This is a genomic window from Streptomyces sp. NPDC127106 (assembly GCF_042677605.1).
GTDB lineage: Bacteria > Actinomycetota > Actinomycetes > Streptomycetales > Streptomycetaceae > Streptomyces.
The window spans coordinates 1-19,457 of record NZ_JBHXTC010000017.1 but is presented as its reverse complement, the minus strand read 5'-3'; the positions used below and the strand labels follow the sequence as shown (position 1 = coordinate 19,457).

Below are 19,457 nucleotides of genomic sequence, written 5' to 3'. Positions count from 1 at the left end.
TTGCGTGCGAGACAGGTGTCGCATGCCTGCTGAATCTCGTGTGCGAGCTCCCTGCTGACAGAGCCAGTCCAGGCACCCCGCCGCGGCCGGCCCAGATCCGCGCCGCCGGCTGGGTACAGCCCTTGTGGCCTGGGGCTCAGTCCGGCTCCATGTAGGGACGGCGGAAGACCGGAGCCTGGCCGGTTCCCCCTGGGCGTACGGCTGCCAGTGCCTGTACGACCGCGGATTCGAGGGAACCGCTGGTGTCGATCGTGACGGCCTCGGCCCACGGGGCCTCTTTGGCGGCGATGGCTCTGGCGATGGCGCGGTCGGCGTCGGATGCGCCCGGGGTTCGGGTATTGATCCGGGCCTCCGACATGTTGTCGGGAACCTGGCAGTGGAGTGCCACGAGGTCGGCGTCGGCGCGTTCGGCCATGCGGAGGGCGGCTTCGCGCTGTCCCGCATCGGACCAGGTAGCGTCCAGCACGACCGACTCGCCGGAGGACAGCAGGGCCGACGCCCGGTCGAGGAGGGCGGTGTATGTGTCGGCCGTCCACTCGGGTGTGTACAGGCCCTCGCCGTAGCCGGCCGCCGCCGACTGTTCTGCCGGAATGCCCGCTAGTTCCTTGCGGATGCGGTCGCTGCTGAGCAGCGTCACGCCGAGGCGGTCGGCGAGTGCTCCGGAGAGAGTGGACTTCCCGCTGCCCGGGAGCCCGCCGACGAGTGTCAGGCACACCGCGGAGGTACGCAGGTGCCGCAGTGCGATCGAGACCAGCCGCCGCGCCGCCGGCTCCGCCCCCAGGGCCCCTTGACGTGCCTGGATCAGGGAGACCTTGGCGCGCACGAACGCGCGGTAGGCGACGTAGTGGTGCCACAGGGAAGGAGGTGCGGGGTCGCCGGAGTATTCGCCGTACCGGGCGAGGAAGTACGACGCGGCCTCGGGGGATCCGAGGTGCTCCAGGTCCATGGCGAGGAAGGCTGCATCGTCGAGGCCGTCCACGTAGCGGAGGTGGTCGTCGAATTCGAGGCAGTCGAGGATGCGGGGGCCGTCGTCGAGGCAGAAGATGTCGTCGCCGAGCAGGTCGCCGTGGCCGTCGACGATCCGCGCCTGCTCGATACGGGTGTCGAACAGTTGCTTCCTGCCGGCGAGATAGCGGCGTACCAGTCGCTCGACCTCGGCCAGGCCGTCAGGCAGGCGCTCGGCGTCAACCAGGTCACGGACCTGCGCGAAGCTGGCTTCCCAGCGCGCCGACAGCGCGTCCCTCGTGCCTTGTTCATCCACCTCCGGGCCGCGGACCGCACCTGCGTGGTGTGCGGCGAGCCGACGGGCGACATCCCGTAGGAAGCCCTCGACCGCAACGCCTTCCCGTACCAGTGTCGAAAGGCGGCGGTCCGTCGGCATCCGGCGCATGACCACGAGCGGTTCCGGCACTTCCGCGCCGGGGCCGCGGATCTCACCCACCCCCAGATATACATCCGGCGCGAACTGCCGGTTGAGAGCGACTTCCTGTTCGCAGGCGGTTCGGCGAGCCGCCGCTGTCGTGTAGTCCAGGAACTCCAGGTCGACCGGCTTCCTGAGCTTGTAGGCGCGGTCGCCGACGAAGAAGACGACAGCGGTGTGGGTCTCGCACACCGCCGCCCGCTGCGCCGGGGCGGAGTCGTGGCCGCTGCCGTGCCGGAGCGCCGACGCGTCGGAGAGGTACGCGGGCCCGCGCTGCTCCATGGGTTCGTCGTCCGGCTCAGTCATGGGGGACGACGGCGACAGGGCAGCGCGCGTGATGGATGGCGGCCTGCGCGACGGAGCCCAGGCGCGGTGCCAGGGGTGGACGGTGTTTGCGCCGGCCGACGACCAGCAGTCCGGCTCCCTCGGCAGCCCGTGCAAGGGCCCTGGCCGGGCTTTCGAGGGCAATGCTGTCGGCAACGTCGAGCTGCGGAAACTTCTCGCGCCACGGGTGCAGGGCGAGGTTCAACCGCTTCCGCGCCTCCTGCTTGATCTCTTCGGTGACTTCGTGGTCCACGCCCCACGGTGTGTAGGCGTGTACAGGCAGGCTCTCGCCGTGGACGGCCCGCAGGGGTACGCCGCGCGCCGCTGCGGTTTCGAAGGCGAACGCGAGCAGGTCATCGCAGGGGCCGCGAAGTTTCAACGCCACCACCACGCCGCCCGGCGGCCTCGGTGTGGGCGGCCCGTCGCTTCGTGCACCGGCACGGACCAGAACCACCGGCCGCTCTGCCCGGGCCACGACGGGCGTGCTGATGTCACCCAGGAAATAGCTCTCCACGAGCTCCAGCCCCCGCGAACCGAGCACCGTCATCTCGGACTGGGATGCCGCGCGCAGGAGAGCATCCTGGGCGTCGTCGGCAACCAGCTCGCCAACGATTGGCAGTCCTGGATGAGTAGCCTGAAGCTCTGCCCGGGCCTTGTGCACGAGCTTCTTCGCCCAGTAGTTCTGGTCGATCTCCGCGGGAACGTGCGTCGGTTCCGGGGCCAGCATGGGCCAGGCATGGAGCAGACGCAGCGTGAGCCTCCGGCGGTCGGCCTCGTCGGCGGCCCAGCGGGCAGCGGCCAGGCTCTCCGGTGAGCCGTCGAGGCCCACGGTCACGACCGGGTCCATGGCGTCAGCCTCCTCTCACGAGAACCTCGGGATCACAGTGCACGAGTTTCCCGACCATGCGGAGCAGGCGCACCGAAGCGGCCCTCCTCGGCGGCCACCGGCCGGGTGAGCGTCACCGCCTGCCAGGCGCGTAACCAGCAAAGCCGCGTCGGCAGGGCAGAGAATGCAGCAGCCACAACAACTCTCCCAGCTGGAGTACCCGGTGCTCGAACGCAAGCAGCTCAAAGGCCGCACCCAGATCACCTTCGTCCTCCCCGAGGACAGCCCGGCCGGGCCCGTCAGCGTCGTCGGGGACTTCAACCACTGGAACCCCGCAACCCACCCCCTCACCGCCCGCGGCGACGGCACCCGCGCCGCCACCGTAGCCCTCCCCGCCCGCACCACCTACTCCTTCCGCTACCTCGCCGCAGGCGACTACTGGTTCGACGACGAGCAGGCCGATCACCACGACGGCATCAACAGCCGCCTCCACACCTGACCTGTCACCCCGGCTCGGCGTGACAGGGAACACCTGCCGGTCGTCGTAGCGTGGACCGCTGTTCATGACCTCATCCCAGCGCACCCGATGTGCGGCGGCAAGTTTCCTGGCAGGTCCTTGATGACCTTCTGATGGCGCGAAAGCTACGTAGGGCAACAGCAGTTCGGACACCCATCAGGAGTCCGTCAAGGATGGGTGCCGCCGCGGAAGGAACGCGTCAAGACGGTCACGTACCTGCGTTGATTTAGGCGAGACTGCTGTGGCGACGGTGACGGAATGACGGTTCCGTAGCGCGTATCCAGCGGCGTGTGACCTGAACACCGCCGACGGCACGCACGATCCGGCCGGGGGGTCCGGGTCCGGAGCGAGCACGCGCCGGATGCCCGTCGCACAACACATGAGCCGTCCGGCGACCGGTGTGGGGATACCGGGCCGGACGGCTCATGAGCGTTGTCATCCGTCCTGTTCGCCGGCTCTTCAGGTAACCGCTGAGGTCGGGAGCTCCGCCGCCACCGGTGGGCCGTCTCCGGCTATGGGCAGCGTGAGGACCATGGTGAGGCCGCCGCCGGGGGTGTCCTCGGCGGTGAGGGTGCCGCCGATGGCTTCGGTGAAGCCGCGGGCGACGGCGAGGCCGAGTCCGACGCCGGCGCCGCGGGGGGCGTCGCCGTGCCGCTGGAAGGGTTCGAAGATCCGTTCCTTGGCCTCGTCCGGGACGCCCGGGCCGCCGTCCACCACGCGCAGTTCCACCCGGCTGGCCAGGGCACTGGCGGAGACGAGGACCGGTCGGCCGTCGGGGCTGTACTTGACGGCGTTCTCGACGATGTTGGCGACGGCGCGTTCGAGCAGGCCGCGGTCGACGGCGACCATCGGGAGCGTTTCGGGGATGTCGAGCTCGACGCTGTCCTCGGGGACCCCGCCCAGCGCCATCGGGACCACCTCGTCGAGGTCGGTCTCACGGATCAGCGGAACAACGGTGCCGGTGTTGAGCCGGGACATGTCGAGCAGGTTGCCGATCAGGGCGGAGAGGCGGTCGGCGCCGTCCTCGATGCCTTCCAGGAGATCCGCCTTGTCCTCCTCGGACCATTCGACGTCGTCGGAGCGCAGCGAGGTGACGGATGCCTTGATGCCGGCCAGCGGCGTCCGCAGGTCGTGGCTGACGGCGGCCAGCAGGGCGGTGCGGATGCGGTTGCCCTCGGCCAGTCGGCGGGCTTCCTCGGCCTCGTCGACGAGCCGCTGCCGGTCCAGTACGACGGCGGCCTGGGCGGCGAAGGCCCCGAGGACGCGCCGGTCCTCGGCGGGCAGCACGCGGCCGGACAGGGCCAGGGACATGTTCTCCCCGATCGGCATGTCGACGTCGGCGTCCTCCGGGCGGCCGACGGGCTGATGGCCCACAGCGGCAGCGGTGGTCCAGGAGTCGACCTCGCTCGCGCGTTCCAGGAGGGCGACGGAGTCCATGGCGAAGGTCTCGCGGAGCCGTTCCAGCAGGGCCTCGAGGGAGTCCTCGCCCCGCAGCACACTCCCGGCGAGGACGGACAGGATCTCGGACTCGGCGCGCAGACGGGCGGCCTGGTGGGTGCGCCGGGCGGCCAGGTCCACCACGGAGGCCACCGAGACCGCCACCCCGACGAAGATCGAGATGGCGACGATGTTCCGCGGGTCGGAGATGGTCAGCTGGTGGAGGGGCGGGGTGAAGTAGTAGTTCAGGACGAGCGAGCCGACGGCCACGGAGGCGAGCGCCGGGAGCAGCCCGCCGAGCAGGGCGGCCGCCACGGTGAGGGTGAGGAACAGCAGCATGTCGTTGGCGAGCCCGAGATCGGGAACGACCTGGCTGAGCAGCAGGGTGAGCAGGGCCGGGCCGGCGACGGCCGTCAGCCAGCCCCAGATGATCCGGGAGCGTCCCAGCCGGGTCCCACGGGGGATCGGCAGGCCGCGGCCCTTGGCGGCCTCGTCGTGGGTGACGATGTGTACGTCGAGGTCGGGGCCGGATTCGCGGGCGACGGTGGCGCTCACGCCCGGCCCGAAGACGTACTGCCAGGAGCGGCGCCGGCTCACGCCGAGCACGATCTGCGTGGCGTTGACCCCGCGGGCGAACTCCAGGAGGGAGTCGGAGACCTTGTCCCCGATGACGTGGTGGAAGGTGCCGCCGAGGTCCTCGACCAGGGTGCGCTGGACGGCCAGCTCCTTGGGCGAGGCCGAGCTGAGGCCGTCGCTGGCGGCGATGTAGACCGCCAGGACCTCCCCGCCGGCGCCCTTCTCCGCCAGGCGTGCGGCGCGGCGGATCAGCGTGCGCCCTTCGGGGCCGCCGGTGAGGCCGACGACGATGCGTTCGCGGGCCTGCCAGGTGGTACGGATGTTGTGCTCGCCGCGGTATTCGCGCAGGTACTCGTCGACCCGGTCGGCGGTCCACAGCAGGGCCAGCTCGCGCAGGGCGGTCAGGTTTCCCGGGCGGAAGTAGTTGGACAGGGCCGCGTCGACCTTGTCCGGCTTGTAGACGTTGCCGTGGGCCATGCGGCGACGCAGTGCCTGCGGGGACATGTCGACCAGTTCGATCTGGTCGGCCCGGCGGACCACCTCGTCCGGGACGGTCTCCCGCTGCCGGACCCCGGTTATCGTCTCGACCACGTCGCCCAGGGACTCCAGGTGCTGGATGTTGACCGTCGAGACGACGTCGATGCCGGCCTGGAGCAGCTCCTCGACGTCCTGCCAGCGCTTGGCGTTGCGGGACCCGGGCACGTTCGTGTGCGCGAGCTCGTCGACGAGGGCCACGGCCGGACGTCGCGCGAGGATCGCGTCGACGTCCATCTCGGTGAAGGTGCTGCCCCGGTACTCGATCTCGCGCCGCTCGATCATCTCCAGGCCGTGCAGCATCACCTCGGTGCGGGGCCGGTTGTGGTGTTCGACGAAGCCGACGACGCAGTCGGTGCCCCGCTCGATCCGACGGTGTGCCTCGGAGAGCATCGAGTACGTCTTGCCGACGCCCGGTGCCGCGCCGAGGTAAATACGGAGCTTTCCGCGTCCCATGATGTCGACTTCTCGTGTGTGCTGACAGGTCTGTGCGCGTGGTCCCGGAACCGTTCCGGCCGGGGCCGGTCACGGTTCGAAGCGGTAACCCATGCCCGGTTCGGTGATCAGGTACCGGGGGTGGGACGGGTCCGCCTCCAGTTTGCGCCGGAGCTGGGCCATGTAGACACGCAGGTAATTCGTGTTCTCGCTGTACGTGGGCCCCCAGACCTCCAGCAGCAGCTGCTGCTGGGAGACCAGGTGCCCGGGGTGGGTGACGAGGATCTCCAGCAGGTGCCATTCGGTCGGGGTCAGCCGTACGGTGCGGTCGCCGCGCCGCACCTTCTTCGCCAGCAGGTCGATGCTGAACCCGTCGGTCGTGATCACGGTGACGTCGTCGGCCCGCCGGTCCGGCTCCGCCTGTCTGCGGGTGGCCGCCCGCAGCCGGGCCAGGAGCTCGTCCATGCTGAAGGGCTTGGTGACGTAGTCGTCCGCGCCCGCGTCCAGCGCCCGGATCTTGTCCTCCGACGTGTGCCGGGCGGACAGGACCAGGATCGGGACCTTGCTGGAGCTGCGCACTCCCTTGATGACCTCGATGCCGTCCATGTCGGGCAGCCCGAGGTCGAGGACGATGACATCGGGTTTGCGGGCGGCTGCGAGCCGCAGGGCCGAGCCGCCGTCGGACGCCGCCTCGACGTCGAACTTCCGCGCCTGGAGATTGATCTTGAGTGCGCGGACGAGCTGAGGATCGTCCTCCACCACGAGCACCCGGGTCATCGGTGTGCAGCCTTCCTTAGATACGACCACGGGAGAGACCGGCGGGGCGCTCGGGCTCCCCAGCGGTGGCTGGGGGAACCCGGCGCCCTGCCGGCTCTCGGTCCGTGCGAGGTGAACCATCAGTTCTTGGACAGTGCCTTGAGGGCGGTGTTGAGTTCCAGCACGTTGACGCGGGGCTCGCCCATGAAGCCGAGAGTGCGACCCTCGGTGTTGTCCTTGACGAGCTTCTCCACCTGGGCGACGGTCAGGCCGTTCTTCTCGGCGACCCGGTGGATCTGGAGTTCGGCGTACTCCGGGGAGATGTTCGGGTCCAGGCCGGAGCCGGAAGAGGTGACCGCGTCGGCCGGCACGTCCTGCGGCTTGACCTTGTAGGTGGCGGTGGAGTTGTCGGCGACCACGGCGGCCTTGGCGTCGGTGACCCACTTGATCAGGTCCTGGTTGTCGCCGGCCCGGTTGGTGGCGCCGGAGAGGATCAGGGAGTACTGGGTGTTGACGCTGTTGCTGCCGAGGCCGTTGGAGGGGCGCGGCTGGAACCACTTCAGGTCCGGCTTGGCCGCCTCTTCGGCGTCGTTCGGATCCTTCTTGGGCAGGTTGTAGGTCTGCCCGATGAGGGAGGAGCCGACGACCTGCCCGCTCTTGTCCTTGATCTCCGAGCCGTTGGCCTTGTCGTTGAACAGGGCCTGGGCGATCCCGGTCACGGCGAGAGGGTAGAGCACGCCGCACACGATCGTCAGGACGAGCAGGGCCCTCAAGCCCGCCCCGATCAGACGTGCTGTGTTGCCTACGGAAGTGTTCATGCCGATCACGCGATCCCGGGGATGAGGGAGATGAGCAGGTCGATGAGCTTGATGCCGATGAACGGGGCGATGAGGCCGCCGAGGCCGTAGAGGCCGAGGTTGCGGCGGAGCATCTTGTCGGCGCTGGTCGGCCGGTACTGCACGCCCTTGAGGGCGAGCGGCACGAGCGCGATGATGATCAGCGCGTTGAAGATGACCGCGGACAGGATCGCCGACTCGGGCGAGGCCAGGCCCATGATGTTGAGCTTGTCCAGGCCCGGGTAGACCACGGCGAACATCGCGGGGATGATCGCGAAGTACTTCGCGACGTCGTTGGCGATGGAGAACGTGGTCAGGGCTCCACGGGTGATCAGGAGCTGCTTGCCGATCTCGACGATCTCGATGAGCTTGGTCGGGTTGGAGTCGAGGTCGACCATGTTGCCGGCCTCCTTCGCGGCCGACGTGCCCGTGTTCATGGCCACGCCGACGTCCGCCTGGGCGAGCGCGGGCGCGTCGTTGGTGCCGTCGCCCGTCATGGCGACGAGCTTGCCGCCGGCCTGCTCCCGCTTGATGAGGGCCATCTTGTCCTCGGGGGTGGCCTCGGCGAGGAAGTCGTCGACACCCGCCTCCTCGGCGATCGCCTTCGCGGTGAGCGGGTTGTCACCCGTGATCATGACGGTCTTGATGCCCATGCGGCGCAGCTCGTCGAACCGCTCCCGCATGCCCTCCTTGACCACGTCCTTGAGGTGGATGACACCGAGGACCCGGGCACCCTGCTCGTCCTCGATCGCGACGAGCAGCGGCGTACCGCCGGCCTGCGAGATCGTGTCGGTGAGTGTCTGGGCGTCGTCCGAGACCTCGCCGCCGCGCTCGTTCACCCAGGCGACGACGGACCCGGTCGCACCCTTGCGGACCTTGCGGCCGTCGACGTCCACACCCGACATGCGGGTCTGGGCGGTGAAGGCGATCCATTCCGCGTGGGAGAGCTCGCCCTGGTGGCGTTCGCGCAGCCCGTACTTCTCCTTGGCCAGGACCACGATGGACCGGCCCTCGGGGGTCTCGTCGGCGAGGGAGGACAGCTGGGCGGCATCGGCGAGCTCGGCCGCGGTGGTGCCCTTGACGGGGACGAACTCGGCGGCCTGGCGGTTGCCCAGGGTGATGGTGCCGGTCTTGTCGAGCAGCAGGGTGGAGACGTCGCCGGCGGCCTCGACCGCGCGGCCGCTCATGGCGAGGACGTTGCGCTGGACGAGCCGGTCCATGCCGGCGATGCCGATCGCGGAGAGCAGCGCGCCGATGGTGGTGGGGATGAGGCAGACCAGCAGGGCGGTCAGCACGATCATCGACTGCTCGGCGCCGGCGTAGATGGCGAAGGGCTGGAGGGTGACGACGGCCAGCAGGAAGACGATCGTCAGGGACGCCAGCAGGATGTTGAGGGCGATCTCGTTCGGCGTCTTCTGCCGGGCGGCCCCCTCGACCAGGTTGATCATCCGGTCGATGAAGGTCTCACCGGGCTTCGTCGTGATCTTGATGACGATGCGGTCGGAGAGGACCTTCGTCCCGCCGGTGACCGCACTGCGGTCGCCGCCGGACTCCCGGATGACCGGGGCCGACTCACCGGTGATGGCCGACTCGTCCACGGACGCGACGCCCTCGACCACGTCACCGTCGCCGGGGATGACGTCCCCGGCCTCGCAGACCACCAGGTCACCGATACGCAGCTCCGTGCCCGGCACCTGCTCCTCGCCCTTGCCGTCCTTGGCCAGGCGACGGGCGACGGTGTCGGTCTTGGCCTTGCGCAGGGTGTCGGCCTGCGCCTTGCCGCGGCCCTCGGCCACTGCCTCCGCCAGGTTGGCGAAGATCGTTGTCAGCCAGAGCCAGGCGGTGATCGCCCAGCCGAACCAGTCCGTCGGATCCTTCAGCGCCAGCACGGTGGTGACCACCGAACCGATCAGGACCACGAACATGACCGGCGACTTGACCATGACGCGCGGGTCGAGCTTGCGGACGGCGTCCGGGAAGGACTTCAGCAGCTGCTTGGGGTCGAAGAGACCGCCGCCGACGCGGCCGCCGCCCGGCTTGTGGCCGGTGGGGACATCCTGGTGCGGGGCACGGGTGGGAGGGGCTGTGACAGTGTCCTTGGCCGGGGGCATGGTGTCCTGCTTCTTAACGTCGGAGGTCATGACGCCAGCCCTTCGGCGAGCGGACCCAGCGCCAGGGCCGGGAAGTACGTCAGACCCGTGATGATGAGGATCGTGCCGACGAGCAGGCCGGCGTAGAGCGGCTTGTCGGTGCGCAGGGTGCCCACGGTCTCCGGCACGGGCTTCTGCTCGGCGAGCGAGCCGGCGAGCGCGAGGACGAACACCATGGGCAGGAAGCGGCCCAGCAGCATGGCGATGCCGATGGTCGAGTTGAACCACTGCGTGTCGGCGTTCAGGCCGGCGAAGGCGGAGCCGTTGTTGTTGGCGCCGGAGGTGTAGGCGTAGAGGATCTCGGAGAATCCGTGCGCGCCGGAGTTGGTCATCGAGTTGCCCGGGGTCGGCAGCGCCATCGCCGCGGCGGTGAAGCACAGCACCAGGGCCGGGGTGATGAGGATGTAGCAGGCCGCCAGCTTGATCTCGCGGGTGCCGATCTTCTTGCCCAGGTACTCGGGGGTGCGGCCGACCATCAGGCCGGCGATGAACACCGCGATGATGGCCATGATCAGCATGCCGTAGAGGCCGGATCCCACACCGCCCGGTGCGATCTCGCCGAGCTGCATGCCCAGCATGGTGATGCCGCCGCCGAAGCCGGTGTAGGAGGAGTGGAAGGAGTTGACCGCGCCGGTGGAGGTCAGGGTGGTGGCCACGGCGAAGATCGACGAGCCGCCGATGCCGAACCGGGTCTCCTTGCCCTCCATCGCACCGCCCGCGAGCTCGAAGGCCGGGCCCTTGCCGGCGAACTCGGTCCACATCATCAGCGCGGTGAAGCCGATCCAGATGACCGCCATGGTGGCGAGGATCGCGTAGCCCTGGCGGACCGAGCCGACCATCTTGCCGAAGGTGCGGGTGAGCGCGAACGGGATGACCAGGATCAGGAAGATCTCGAAGAGGTTGGAGAACGGGGTCGGGTTCTCGAAGGGGTGGGCGGAGTTGGCGTTGAAGTAGCCGCCGCCGTTGGTGCCCAGCTCCTTGATGACCTCCTGCGAGGCCACCGCCCCGCCGTTCCACTGCTGGGTGCCACCCAGGAACTGACCGACCTCGTGGATCCCGGCGAAGTTCTGGATGGCGCCGCAGGCGACGAGGACGATCGCGCTGAGGACGGCGATGGGCAGCAGGATGCGGACGGTGCCGCGGACCAGGTCCGCCCAGAAGTTGCCGAGCTCACCGGTGCGCGAGCGCGCGAAGCCCCGGACGAGGGCGACGGCGACGGCCATGCCCACGGCCGCCGACACGAAGTTCTGCACCGCCAGGCCGCCGGTCTGCACGACGTGACCCATGGCCTGCTCGCCGTAGTACGACTGCCAGTTGGTGTTCGCCACGAACGACGCGGCGGTGTTGAACGCCTGGTCCGGGTCGATCGAGGCGAAGCCGAGCGAGCCGGGCAGCGAGCCCTGGAGCCGCTGGAGGGCGTAGAGGAAGAGGACGCTCACGGCCGAGAAGGCCAGGACGCCGCGCAGGTAGGCGGGCCAGCGCATCTCGGCGGACGGGTTGGCGCCGATGGCCTTGTAGATCCACTTCTCCGGTGCGTAGTGCTTCTCGGAGGAGTAGACGCGGGCCATGTAGTCGCCGAGCGGACGGTAGGCCAGCGCGAGCGCGGCGATCAGCGCGAGCAGCTGGAGCACACCAGCGATCTGGGGACTCATATCGGGACTCAGAACCTCTCCGGCTTGACGAGGGCGAGGACGAGGTAACCGAGCAGGGCGACGGCCACGACGAGGCCGACGATGTTCTCGACGGTCACAGCTTGGTCACCCCCTTGGCGATGAGACCCACCAGCGCGAAGATCGCGACCGTGGTGAGGACGAAGGCCAGGTCGGCCATCGTGAGCTCCTGATGAAGTGATGAGATGGAATCGGCCGGAGTGGCCGAGACAGAGCAAACCGTGAGTCGCCCTCCGCGTTAAGAGACCTTGATGAGGTCCATACGGGTGCACGGGAACCTTTAACGCACTCCTTACGGCGATCGCTGTGACCGGCGGCGAAGTGCGGCTTTCATCCCTTCCGGGCCAGTCCCGCCGTGTCCAGGGCCGCGCCAGCCTGGGCGGCCAGGGCGACGGCGACCAGCCGGGCTTCCTCCGGGGGTAGGGACGGCCCGGAACCGGGTCGAGGAGGAACCGGCTGTAGTAGTGACCACCGCCGACGGCGCGCAGTTCGGTTTCGCCGTCGGGCCACGTGGCGTACTCGACGACCCGGGCACCGCTGCGGAGCCAGAGGCCGCCGTCGTGCTCCATGCGGGGCAGGCGGCCCATCAGGCTGCCGTACTCGAAGCGGCAGCCACGCAGGCCGAGCAGATCGACGAGTTCCCTCCGGACGTGCTCCACCACGGCCGGACCCGCACTGCGAGCTGGGAGACGATCAAGCCGACGACGAGCAGGAGGACGGCGGTCTCGACGTCGTCGCGGTCAGCGATGGTGAAGTGCTGATAGGGCCTGGTGAGGAAGAAATCGAACCAGGCGGCCGCCGACAGCGCGGCGACCGCGCCGGCCGCCCGGGTGCCCACGGCGGCGACGGCCACCACCGACACGACCATGACCAGAGCGGCGTTCGTCGCCGAGAGATCGGTACGGAAGGGCACGAGCGCGAGAGCCACTGCGAAGGGTGCTGCCAGGGCCGCAGCCATGACGAGCCCACTGTGGAAGCGGTACCCGGACATGTGGCGCCTCCTGTCCGGTGACGTGACCCGTGGTGGGGGAACCCCTCGGGTCGGATCAGGTGCATCCCCATCAACTGTGTCCCTGGCCGACGGGGGAGCCGCGTGCACCGGCGGGGTCTTGACGCTTCCCATATGGCGTTCCGGTTCCGGCGTATGGAGTGCGTGAAGAGTGGGGCGGTGGGCGTATGGATCCCGCCAAGAATGCTGGTTTGCGCCCCGCGCGGCCTCGACGCTGTCCTCACTTTGCTCACTCGGAGGAATCGGCGACATGGCCATATACACAGGTGAACCGACTGCGGCCGGACAGGGTGCGGGCCGGGAGGAGCCCCCTGATACCGGCGCGAGGGACGCGGGAGGGGCGGGGGAGCGGCACAAGCTGACCGCGCTCCAGGGACTGGCCGCCCTGTCGCTGGACGCCATGGCCTCCGTCGCGTACGGCCCCGAGTCGATCGTGCTCGTGCTGGCAGCGGCCGGCGCGTACGGACTCGGCTTCACCCTTCCCGTCACCCTTGCGATCGCCGCGCTGCTGGCCGTGCTGGTGGCCTCGTACCGGCAGGTGATCGCCGCGTTCCCGGACGGCGGCGGCTCCTACGCCGTCGCGAAGCGCCATCTCGGCCGCTGCACCAGCCTGGTCGCCGCCGCGTCGTTGATCCTGGACTACGTACTGAACGTCGCGGTGTCCGTCACCGCCGGCGTCGCGGCCCTGACGTCCGCGTTCCCCGAGCTGTACGCGGAGCGGGTGTGGATCTGCCTCGGCGTGCTCGTCCTGGTCACGGCCGTGAACCTGCGCGGGGTGGTCGACTCGGCCAAGGCGTTCCTCGTGCCCACCGCCGTGTTCGTCGGCTCGATCCTGGCGATGATCACCGTCGGCCTGTTCCGGGACGGACCGGTGAGCACCGAGTCCGCCGCCGGACACGCGTCCGCCCTCGGAGAGGGCGCCACCACCGTGGGCGCCCTCCTGCTGCTCAAGGCGTTCGCCGCCGGCTGCTCCGCGCTGACCGGTGTGGAGGCCGTCGCCAACGCCGTCCCGTCCTTCCGGGCCCCCGCCACCCGGCGCGCCCAGCGCACCGAGGTCGCGCTCGGTGCCCTGCTCGGCGTGATGCTGATCGGCCTGTCCGTCCTGATCGGACGCTTCCACCTCCAGCCGGTGGAGGGCGTGACCGTCCTCGCGCAGCTCGCGGACGCGTCCTTCGGTCACAACGCGGCTTTCTACGTCGTCCAGTTCGCCACCATGGTGCTGCTCGCCCTCGCCGCGAACACCTCCTTCGGAGGCCTTCCCGTCCTGATGAGCCTGCTCGCCCGGGACAACTACCTGCCGCACCTCTTCGCGCTCAAGGCCGACCGCCAGGTCCACCGCCACGGCGTGCTCGCCCTGGCCGCCGTGTCCGCCGCCCTGCTGGTGTTCTCCGGAGGCGACACCAACACCCTCGTCCCGCTCTTCGCCATCGGCGTCTTCGTCGGCTTCACCATCTGCCAGGTCGGCATGGTCCGGCACTGGTCGCTGGAACGACCCAAGGGCTGGCAGGCGAAGACCGCTCTGAACGGTTTCGGAGCGCTGCTGACCGGCGTGTCGGCGGTCGTGGTGACCGCGACCAAGATCACCGAGGGCGCCTGGCTGATCGTCGTCGCCCTGCCGCTGCTCGTCCTCGCCTTCGAGCGGGTCCACCGCGCGTACAGGCAGATCGGCGAGCGCCTGGAACTGGGCCGCGTCCCGCAGGTCCCGCACCGCTCCCGCTCCCTGGTCGTCGTCCCCGTGTCGGGGCTGTCGCTGCTGACCTGCCGGGCCCTGACCGCGGCCCGCTCGCTCGGCGACGAGGTCCTGGCGGTGACCGTCACCCACTCGGCCCCCGAGGACCGGCAGGCGGCAGAGGCGCTGCGCCGCGACTGGGAGCTGTGGAACCCGGGCGTCGAGCTCGTGGAACTGTCCTCCCCGAGCCGCTCGCTCGGCCGGCCCGTCTCCGGCTACGTCCGGGACCTGACACGGGAGCATCCCGGCGCCCAGGTGACCGTCCTGATCCCGGAGACCGAGCCCGACCGTCTGTGGCAGCGGATCCTGCAGAACCAGCGCGGCGCCGTAGTCGCCCACGCCGTGCGCCGCGACACCGACGCCGTGATCTGCCGACTGCGTTTCCGCATCACCGCCGACGCCCGCTGACGCGCTCTTGACGGTGGTTTGACGCATCCCGTGCGCCGCCGTCAAGAAGATGCCAATTCCCCTGTTGGAAACGGTGGTTGAACGGAAACAGGCAGTAGCTTTCTGCCTGTTGCGCTGCCGGATACCCCGACCCGCATGACGACGGCCGAGGGGGCTCCATGTGAACGGTCCCGGCAGCGCCCATCCACTGCGCAGTCCGCGTCCCCTGTCCGCCGCCGTGCGGGCAGGGGACGCCTGCCCTGCCGACTCCGCTGAGAAGGTCTTTCGATGTCTTCCGCCGCCGCGCAGCACGTTCCCCCGGGTCTCGGGACTCCGCCGCAGTCTCCGGTTACCCGGCCGCCCCGCAGGCGTCCCGGGCGGGCCAACATGATGGAGCCCGGACAGCTCGCGGTCTCCGCGCGGGAGGCCGTCGCCAAACTCCACCCTCGCGAACTGGTCAAGAAGCCCGTTCTGTTCGTCGTGGGGGTGGGGTCCGTGCTGACGACGCTCTCGGCACTGATCCACCCCTCCGTGTTCACCTGGGTGATCAGCATCTGGCTGTGGCTGACCGTCCTGTTCGCCAACTTCGCCGAGGCGGTGGCCGAAGGCCGCGGCCGCGCCCAGGCCGCCTCACTGCGCAAGGCCCGCACCGACACGGTCGCCGTGCGCCTGCGGCACTGGACGTACGGCACGAACCTGCGCACCGCGGAGACAGAGGTGGTCACCCCCGCCGAACTCCAGCCGTTCGACTTCGTGCTCGTCGAGGCGGGCGAGATGATCCCCGCCGACGGCGACGCGGTCGACGGGGCCGCGATGGTGGACGAGTCCGCCGTCACCGGCGAATCGGCCCCCGTCCTGCGGGAGTCGGGCGGCGACCGGTCGGGCGTCACGGGCGGCACGACCGTCCTGTCGGACTCGCTCGTCATCCGAGTCACCTCCCGCCCCGGGGACAGCTTCATCGACCGCATGATCCGCCTGGTCGAGGGCGCCTCCCGGCAGAAGACCCCGAACGAGATCGCCCTCAACATCCTGCTGGCCGCGCTCACCGTCATCTTCATCCTGATCGTCGTCAGCCTCGAGCCGATGGCCGCCTACGCGAAGGCGGCCCAGTCGACCACCGTCCTGGTCGCCCTGCTCGTCACCCTGATCCCCACCACCATCGGCGCCCTGCTCTCCGCGATCGGCATCGCCGGCATGGACCGCCTCGTCCAGCGCAACGTCCTGGCCATGTCGGGCCGGGCAGTCGAAGCGGCCGGCGACGTGAACACCCTTCTCCTCGACAAGACCGGCACCATCACCCACGGCAACCGGGAGGCCACCGAGTTCATCCCGCTGCCGGGCGTCGACCACGGCAAGCTGGCGGACGCCGCCCAGCTCTCCTCCCTCGCCGACGAGACGCCGGAGGGCCGGTCGGTGGTCGAGCTCGCCGCCCGGTACGGACTCACGCCCCCGGCCGAACACGAGCTCGCCAACCCGCGCTTCACCGAGTTCAGCGCCCGCACCCGGATGAGCGGGGTCAACCTGCGCTGGGACAACGGCGCCGGCGTCGCCATCCGCAAGGGCGCGGCCGCCCAGGTCATGGACTGGGTGGCGATGCGCGGCGGAACGGTCCAGGCCGAAGCCGCCGCCTGGTCCGACCAGGTCGCCCAGTCCGGCGGTACGCCGCTGCTGGTGGCCGTTCACGACTGGGAGGGGCCGCGGGTCCTCGGCATCATCCACCTCAAGGACGTCGTCAAGGACGGCATCCGGGAGCGCTTCGCCGATCTGCGCAGCATGGGCATCCGTACGGTCATGGTGACCGGCGACAACGAGCTCACGGCCCGCGCCATCGCGGCCGAGGCCGGCGTCGACGAATACCTCGCCGAAGCCACCCCGGAGGACAAACTGGCCCTCATCCAGCGGGAACAGGCGGGCGGCAAGCTGGTCGCGATGACGGGCGACGGCACCAACGACGCGCCCGCCCTCGCCCAGGCCGATGTCGGCGTGGCCATGAACACCGGCACCTCTGCCGCCAAGGAAGCCGGCAACATGGTCGACCTCGACTCCAACCCCACCAAACTCATCGACATCGTCGAGATCGGCAAGCAGCTCCTCATCACCCGCGGAGCCCTGACCACCTTCTCGATCACCAACGACGTCGCGAAGTACTTCGCGATCATCCCGGCCATGTTCACCGCGGCCTACCCGGGCCTGGAGGCGCTGAACATCATGGGCCTGCACAGCCCGCAGTCCGCCATCACCTCGGCGATCATCTTCAACGCGCTCATCATCATCGCGCTCATCCCGCTCGCCCTGCGCGGCGTCCGCTACAAGCCCGCCTCCGCCCATGACCTGCTGCGCCGCAACCTCGCTGTCTACGGCCTCGGCGGCCTGATCCTCCCCTTCGTCGGGATCAAGCTCATCGACCTCGTCGTATCCACCCTTCCCGGACTCGGATGAATCCCGTCGGGGGTCTGCCATGCAGCTGTGCGAGTCCTTGAGATTGCCCACCGGGACGCCTCGGCCCCCGGGCTGAAACCCGTCACGTCAGGAAGGGGCGCCAGCGGTCGGCCGACTCCATCATGTCCAGGACGACCCGCTCCAGGAACGTACCTGCCTTTGCCAGTCGCTGTCCCACAGGTCTGTCGAGCCCGAGCGCCTCGGCCGCTGCCATGGCGGCCTGAGCCGATTCGAGCGTCTGCCGCGAGCTGATCACGATCGAGTGGTACCAGGCTTCGTCGTCGACCACGTAGATGTCGCGACGCCGCTGTGGATCGCGCTCGCGTCGGACGTAACCGTGCTGGACGAGGGAGTTCACGGCCACGGAGACGGAGGCCGGGCTGACCTTCAGCCGGCGGGTCAACTCGGCCGCGGTGCGCCTGCCGTCCTCGGACAGCAGCAGGTCGACGTGTACGCGCGCTGTCATCCTCGGCATACCCGACCTGACCGCCAGCTCGATGATCTCCTCTTCCACCGCGCCGCTCGGCGCTCCGGCCGTGCGCGAGGGTGTCGGTGTGTCGCGCCGCGCCCGCTGGATCGTCGCCCGGTGCGCCTGCTGCGGCCGGTAGCCGCCGGGGCCGCCGTTGCGCGCGACCTCCCGGCTGATCGTCGAGGTCGGCCGGTCGAGCCGCCTGGCGATCTCGGCGTAGGAGAGCCCGCCGGCGAGTCCGGCCGCGATGCGCTGGCGCTCCTGCTGGGTCAACCGTCCTCCTGGCATGCCGTCAGTATTGCCTTCGTCTCCATTCATTGCAACGCGAAATTGCATTCACCGTCAGCGTCATTGCATCAATTTACCGTCATCTAGCTGGAGATACGTCCTGGATGCGATTGACGGTTTTATGAACGCAACGTAGCTTTCGGTGTGCGTCAAACACGTGATGTCGCGAGATGAGGAATGGTCATGAGCGAGTCCCTCCACACCGTCACGACACTGCCGACGGAGCGTCAGACCGGCTGTCCCTTCGACCCGCCGGCCGAGCTGATCGACGCCCGCGGGCATGGCCCCATCAGTCGCTACACCCACCCCGGCGGGAAACCCGGCTGGCTGATCACCGGATACGACCTGGTCAGGTCGGTGCTGGCCGACTCGCGGTTCAGCTCGCGCAAGGAGCTCATGAACGTGGTCGACTTCGAGCTCCCTCCGGCGCCGCCCGGTGAGTTCCTCCTCATGGACGATCCGCAGCACAGCCGCTACCGCAAGCCGCTGGTGGGCAAGTTCACCGCGCGGCGGATGCGCCTGCTCACCGAGCGGATCGAGCAGGTCACCGCCGCATGCCTGGATGCCATGGAGGAGGCCGGGCCGGCGGCGGACCTGGTGACCGCGTTCGCCAAGCCCATCCCCACCATCATCATCTGTGAGCTGCTGGGGGTGCCGTACGAGGACCGGGACTCCTTCCAGGAGCAGATCGACACGTTCATGAGCGGGGGGACGAGCGACGAGGAGCTGATAGCGGCCTACACCGCGACTCAGGAGTACCTCGCGCAGCTGGTGGCCGCCAAGCGCGCGAACCCCACCGACGACGTGCTCAGCGAACTCACCGACAGCGACCTGACCGATGAGGAGCTGAAGGGGATCAGCCTGATCCTGCTGGCGGCCGGATTCGACACCACCGCGAACATGTTATCGCTCGGCACTTTCGCGCTGCTGCAGAACCCGGCACAGCTGGCAGCCCTGCGCGCCGAGCCCGCGCTCATCGACCAGGCCGTGCAGGAGCTGCTGCGGTATCTGAGCGTCGCCAAGACGTTCCACCGGACGGCGCTGGTGGACGTCGAGGTGGGCGGCCAGATCATCGAGGCCGGCACCACGGTCGTCCTGTCGTACAACACCGCCAACCGAGACCGCGAGCGCTTCGCCGATCCCCACGTGCTCGACATCCACCGGCAGGGCGGCGGGCACCTGGCCTTCGGGCACGGCATCCACCTGTGCCTGGGTGCGCAGCTGGCCCGCATCGAAATGCGGGTCGCGTTCTCCGCGCTGCTGGGCCGCTTCCCCACGCTGCGCCTGGCCGTTCCGGCAGAAGATGTTGCCCTGCGCCCGGAGACCGCGGACATCTACGGGGTGAAGAGCCTCCCGGTCACCTGGGACGCGTGACCGGATGATGCCGGCGCAAGCCCCGTCCTTCAGGGCGGGGTAAGCCGGAACGGCCCGCAGAGCGAAGCTACAGCGGGCGGCGCTGCTGCTCGATGTACTGCCGCACCACCGCGAGTGGTGTGCCTCCGCACGAGGCGGCGAAGTACGACGGCGACCAGAAGTGCCCGTGCATGATCGCCCGGTTCGCGCGGCCGGTGAAGTCCCGGCGCAGGATCCGGGCGGACACGCCCTTGAGGCTGTTCACGAGGCCGGACACGGCGACCTTCGGCGGGTAGTTCACC

Annotated in this window: 15 protein-coding genes; 4 read left to right on the top strand and 11 right to left on the bottom strand. The window is 69.5% G+C overall.

All coding sequences use genetic code 11. The features are described 5' to 3' along the window. Positions 1-136: 136 nt before the first annotated feature. Together ACFVGY_RS16765 and ACFVGY_RS16760 are read right to left on the bottom strand one after the other, a co-directional pair. Positions 137-1,612: an AAA family ATPase gene (locus ACFVGY_RS16765; protein ID WP_385677567.1), complete on the bottom strand. Its 1,476-nt coding sequence runs from the start codon at positions 1,610-1,612 to the stop codon at positions 137-139. A gap of 106 nt (positions 1,613-1,718) precedes the next feature. Continuing rightward, on the bottom strand, positions 1,719-2,591 hold the full coding sequence (locus ACFVGY_RS16760) for a universal stress protein (protein WP_385677299.1): 873 nt from the start codon (positions 2,589-2,591) through the stop codon (positions 1,719-1,721). 163 nt (positions 2,592-2,754) lie between these two features. Here ACFVGY_RS16760 and ACFVGY_RS16755 point away from each other — a divergent pair, with 163 nt between their 5' ends. Further along, positions 2,755-3,069: an isoamylase early set domain-containing protein gene (locus ACFVGY_RS16755; protein ID WP_385677296.1), complete on the top strand. Its 315-nt coding sequence runs from the start codon at positions 2,755-2,757 to the stop codon at positions 3,067-3,069. Positions 3,070-3,546: 477 nt separating this feature from the next. On the opposite strand, the gene ACFVGY_RS16750 is transcribed toward ACFVGY_RS16755, so the two are convergent. The 7 genes from ACFVGY_RS16750 to ACFVGY_RS16720 form a co-directional block, all read right to left on the bottom strand. After that, positions 3,547-6,090, bottom strand: coding sequence for an ATP-binding protein (locus tag ACFVGY_RS16750; RefSeq protein ID WP_385677293.1), 2,544 nt, complete (start codon positions 6,088-6,090; stop codon positions 3,547-3,549). A gap of 69 nt (positions 6,091-6,159) precedes the next feature. Continuing rightward, positions 6,160-6,846, bottom strand: coding sequence for a response regulator (locus ACFVGY_RS16745; protein ID WP_385429147.1), 687 nt, complete (start codon positions 6,844-6,846; stop codon positions 6,160-6,162). A 119-nt stretch (positions 6,847-6,965) separates the two neighbouring features. Next, complete coding sequence (locus ACFVGY_RS16740; RefSeq protein ID WP_385677290.1) at positions 6,966-7,643, bottom strand: potassium-transporting ATPase subunit C; 678 nt, start codon at positions 7,641-7,643, stop codon at positions 6,966-6,968. Between the two features lie 5 nt (positions 7,644-7,648). After that, positions 7,649-9,802, bottom strand: a complete 2,154-nt coding sequence (kdpB, locus tag ACFVGY_RS16735; protein ID WP_385677288.1) for a potassium-transporting ATPase subunit KdpB — start codon at positions 9,800-9,802, stop codon at positions 7,649-7,651. After that, entirely contained in the window at positions 9,799-11,463 is a 1,665-nt protein-coding gene (gene kdpA / locus ACFVGY_RS16730) for a potassium-transporting ATPase subunit KdpA (RefSeq protein WP_385677285.1), read from the bottom strand. Before kdpA ends, kdpB (ACFVGY_RS16735) begins: the two co-directional genes overlap by 4 nt. An 8-nt stretch (positions 11,464-11,471) precedes the next feature. Then, positions 11,472-11,561 (bottom strand): K(+)-transporting ATPase subunit F, encoded by a 90-nt coding sequence (gene kdpF, locus ACFVGY_RS16725; protein ID WP_360623224.1) that lies wholly within the window; start codon positions 11,559-11,561, stop codon positions 11,472-11,474. Between the two features lie 506 nt (positions 11,562-12,067). Continuing rightward, a complete protein-coding gene (locus ACFVGY_RS16720; protein WP_385677282.1) occupies positions 12,068-12,472 on the bottom strand; it encodes a DUF4118 domain-containing protein in 405 nt (134 codons plus the stop codon). Positions 12,473-12,740: 268 nt separating this feature from the next. On the opposite strand from ACFVGY_RS16720, the gene ACFVGY_RS16715 reads away from it, so the two are divergent. Then, positions 12,741-14,627 carry an APC family permease gene (locus tag ACFVGY_RS16715; protein ID WP_385677279.1) on the top strand — a complete coding sequence of 629 codons (1,887 nt, stop codon included), beginning with the start codon at positions 12,741-12,743 and terminating at the stop codon, positions 14,625-14,627. Positions 14,628-14,894: 267 nt separating this feature from the next. Beyond that, a complete protein-coding gene (kdpB, locus tag ACFVGY_RS16710) occupies positions 14,895-17,045 on the top strand; it encodes a potassium-transporting ATPase subunit KdpB (protein ID WP_385677276.1) in 2,151 nt (716 codons plus the stop codon). Between the two features lie 82 nt (positions 17,046-17,127). On the opposite strand, the gene ACFVGY_RS16705 is transcribed toward kdpB (ACFVGY_RS16710), so the two are convergent. Next, a complete protein-coding gene (locus ACFVGY_RS16705; RefSeq protein WP_385677273.1) occupies positions 17,128-17,802 on the bottom strand; it encodes a helix-turn-helix domain-containing protein in 675 nt (224 codons plus the stop codon). A 183-nt stretch (positions 17,803-17,985) separates the two neighbouring features. Between ACFVGY_RS16705 and ACFVGY_RS16700 the strand changes: the two genes are divergently transcribed. Further along, on the top strand, positions 17,986-19,176 hold the full coding sequence (locus ACFVGY_RS16700) for a cytochrome P450 (RefSeq protein WP_385677270.1): 1,191 nt from the start codon (positions 17,986-17,988) through the stop codon (positions 19,174-19,176). A gap of 67 nt (positions 19,177-19,243) precedes the next feature. Here ACFVGY_RS16700 and tnpA read toward each other — a convergent pair. Continuing rightward, a partial coding sequence (gene tnpA / locus ACFVGY_RS16695; RefSeq protein ID WP_385677267.1) for an IS200/IS605 family transposase occupies positions 19,244-19,457 on the bottom strand: 214 nt, incomplete at its 5' end.

What these genes read in the sequence shown, in the direction of transcription:
- ACFVGY_RS16760 (WP_385677299.1), bottom strand. Translation starts at nt 2,591, where the DNA reads ATGGACCCGGTCGTGACCGTGGGCCTCGACGGCTCACCGGAGAGCCTG.
- ACFVGY_RS16755 (WP_385677296.1), top strand. Translation starts at nt 2,755, where the DNA reads ATGCAGCAGCCACAACAACTCTCCCAGCTGGAGTACCCGGTGCTCGAA.
- ACFVGY_RS16750 (WP_385677293.1), bottom strand. Translation starts at nt 6,090, where the DNA reads ATGGGACGCGGAAAGCTCCGTATTTACCTCGGCGCGGCACCGGGCGTC.
- ACFVGY_RS16745 (WP_385429147.1), bottom strand. Translation starts at nt 6,846, where the DNA reads ATGACCCGGGTGCTCGTGGTGGAGGACGATCCTCAGCTCGTCCGCGCA.
- ACFVGY_RS16740 (WP_385677290.1), bottom strand. Translation starts at nt 7,643, where the DNA reads ATGAACACTTCCGTAGGCAACACAGCACGTCTGATCGGGGCGGGCTTG.
- kdpB (WP_385677288.1), bottom strand. Translation starts at nt 9,802, where the DNA reads ATGACCTCCGACGTTAAGAAGCAGGACACCATGCCCCCGGCCAAGGAC.
- kdpA (WP_385677285.1), bottom strand. Translation starts at nt 11,463, where the DNA reads ATGAGTCCCCAGATCGCTGGTGTGCTCCAGCTGCTCGCGCTGATCGCC.
- ACFVGY_RS16720 (WP_385677282.1), bottom strand. Translation starts at nt 12,472, where the DNA reads ATGTCCGGGTACCGCTTCCACAGTGGGCTCGTCATGGCTGCGGCCCTG.
- ACFVGY_RS16715 (WP_385677279.1), top strand. Translation starts at nt 12,741, where the DNA reads ATGGCCATATACACAGGTGAACCGACTGCGGCCGGACAGGGTGCGGGC.
- kdpB (WP_385677276.1), top strand. Translation starts at nt 14,895, where the DNA reads ATGTCTTCCGCCGCCGCGCAGCACGTTCCCCCGGGTCTCGGGACTCCG.
- ACFVGY_RS16705 (WP_385677273.1), bottom strand. Translation starts at nt 17,802, where the DNA reads ATGCCAGGAGGACGGTTGACCCAGCAGGAGCGCCAGCGCATCGCGGCC.
- ACFVGY_RS16700 (WP_385677270.1), top strand. Translation starts at nt 17,986, where the DNA reads ATGAGCGAGTCCCTCCACACCGTCACGACACTGCCGACGGAGCGTCAG.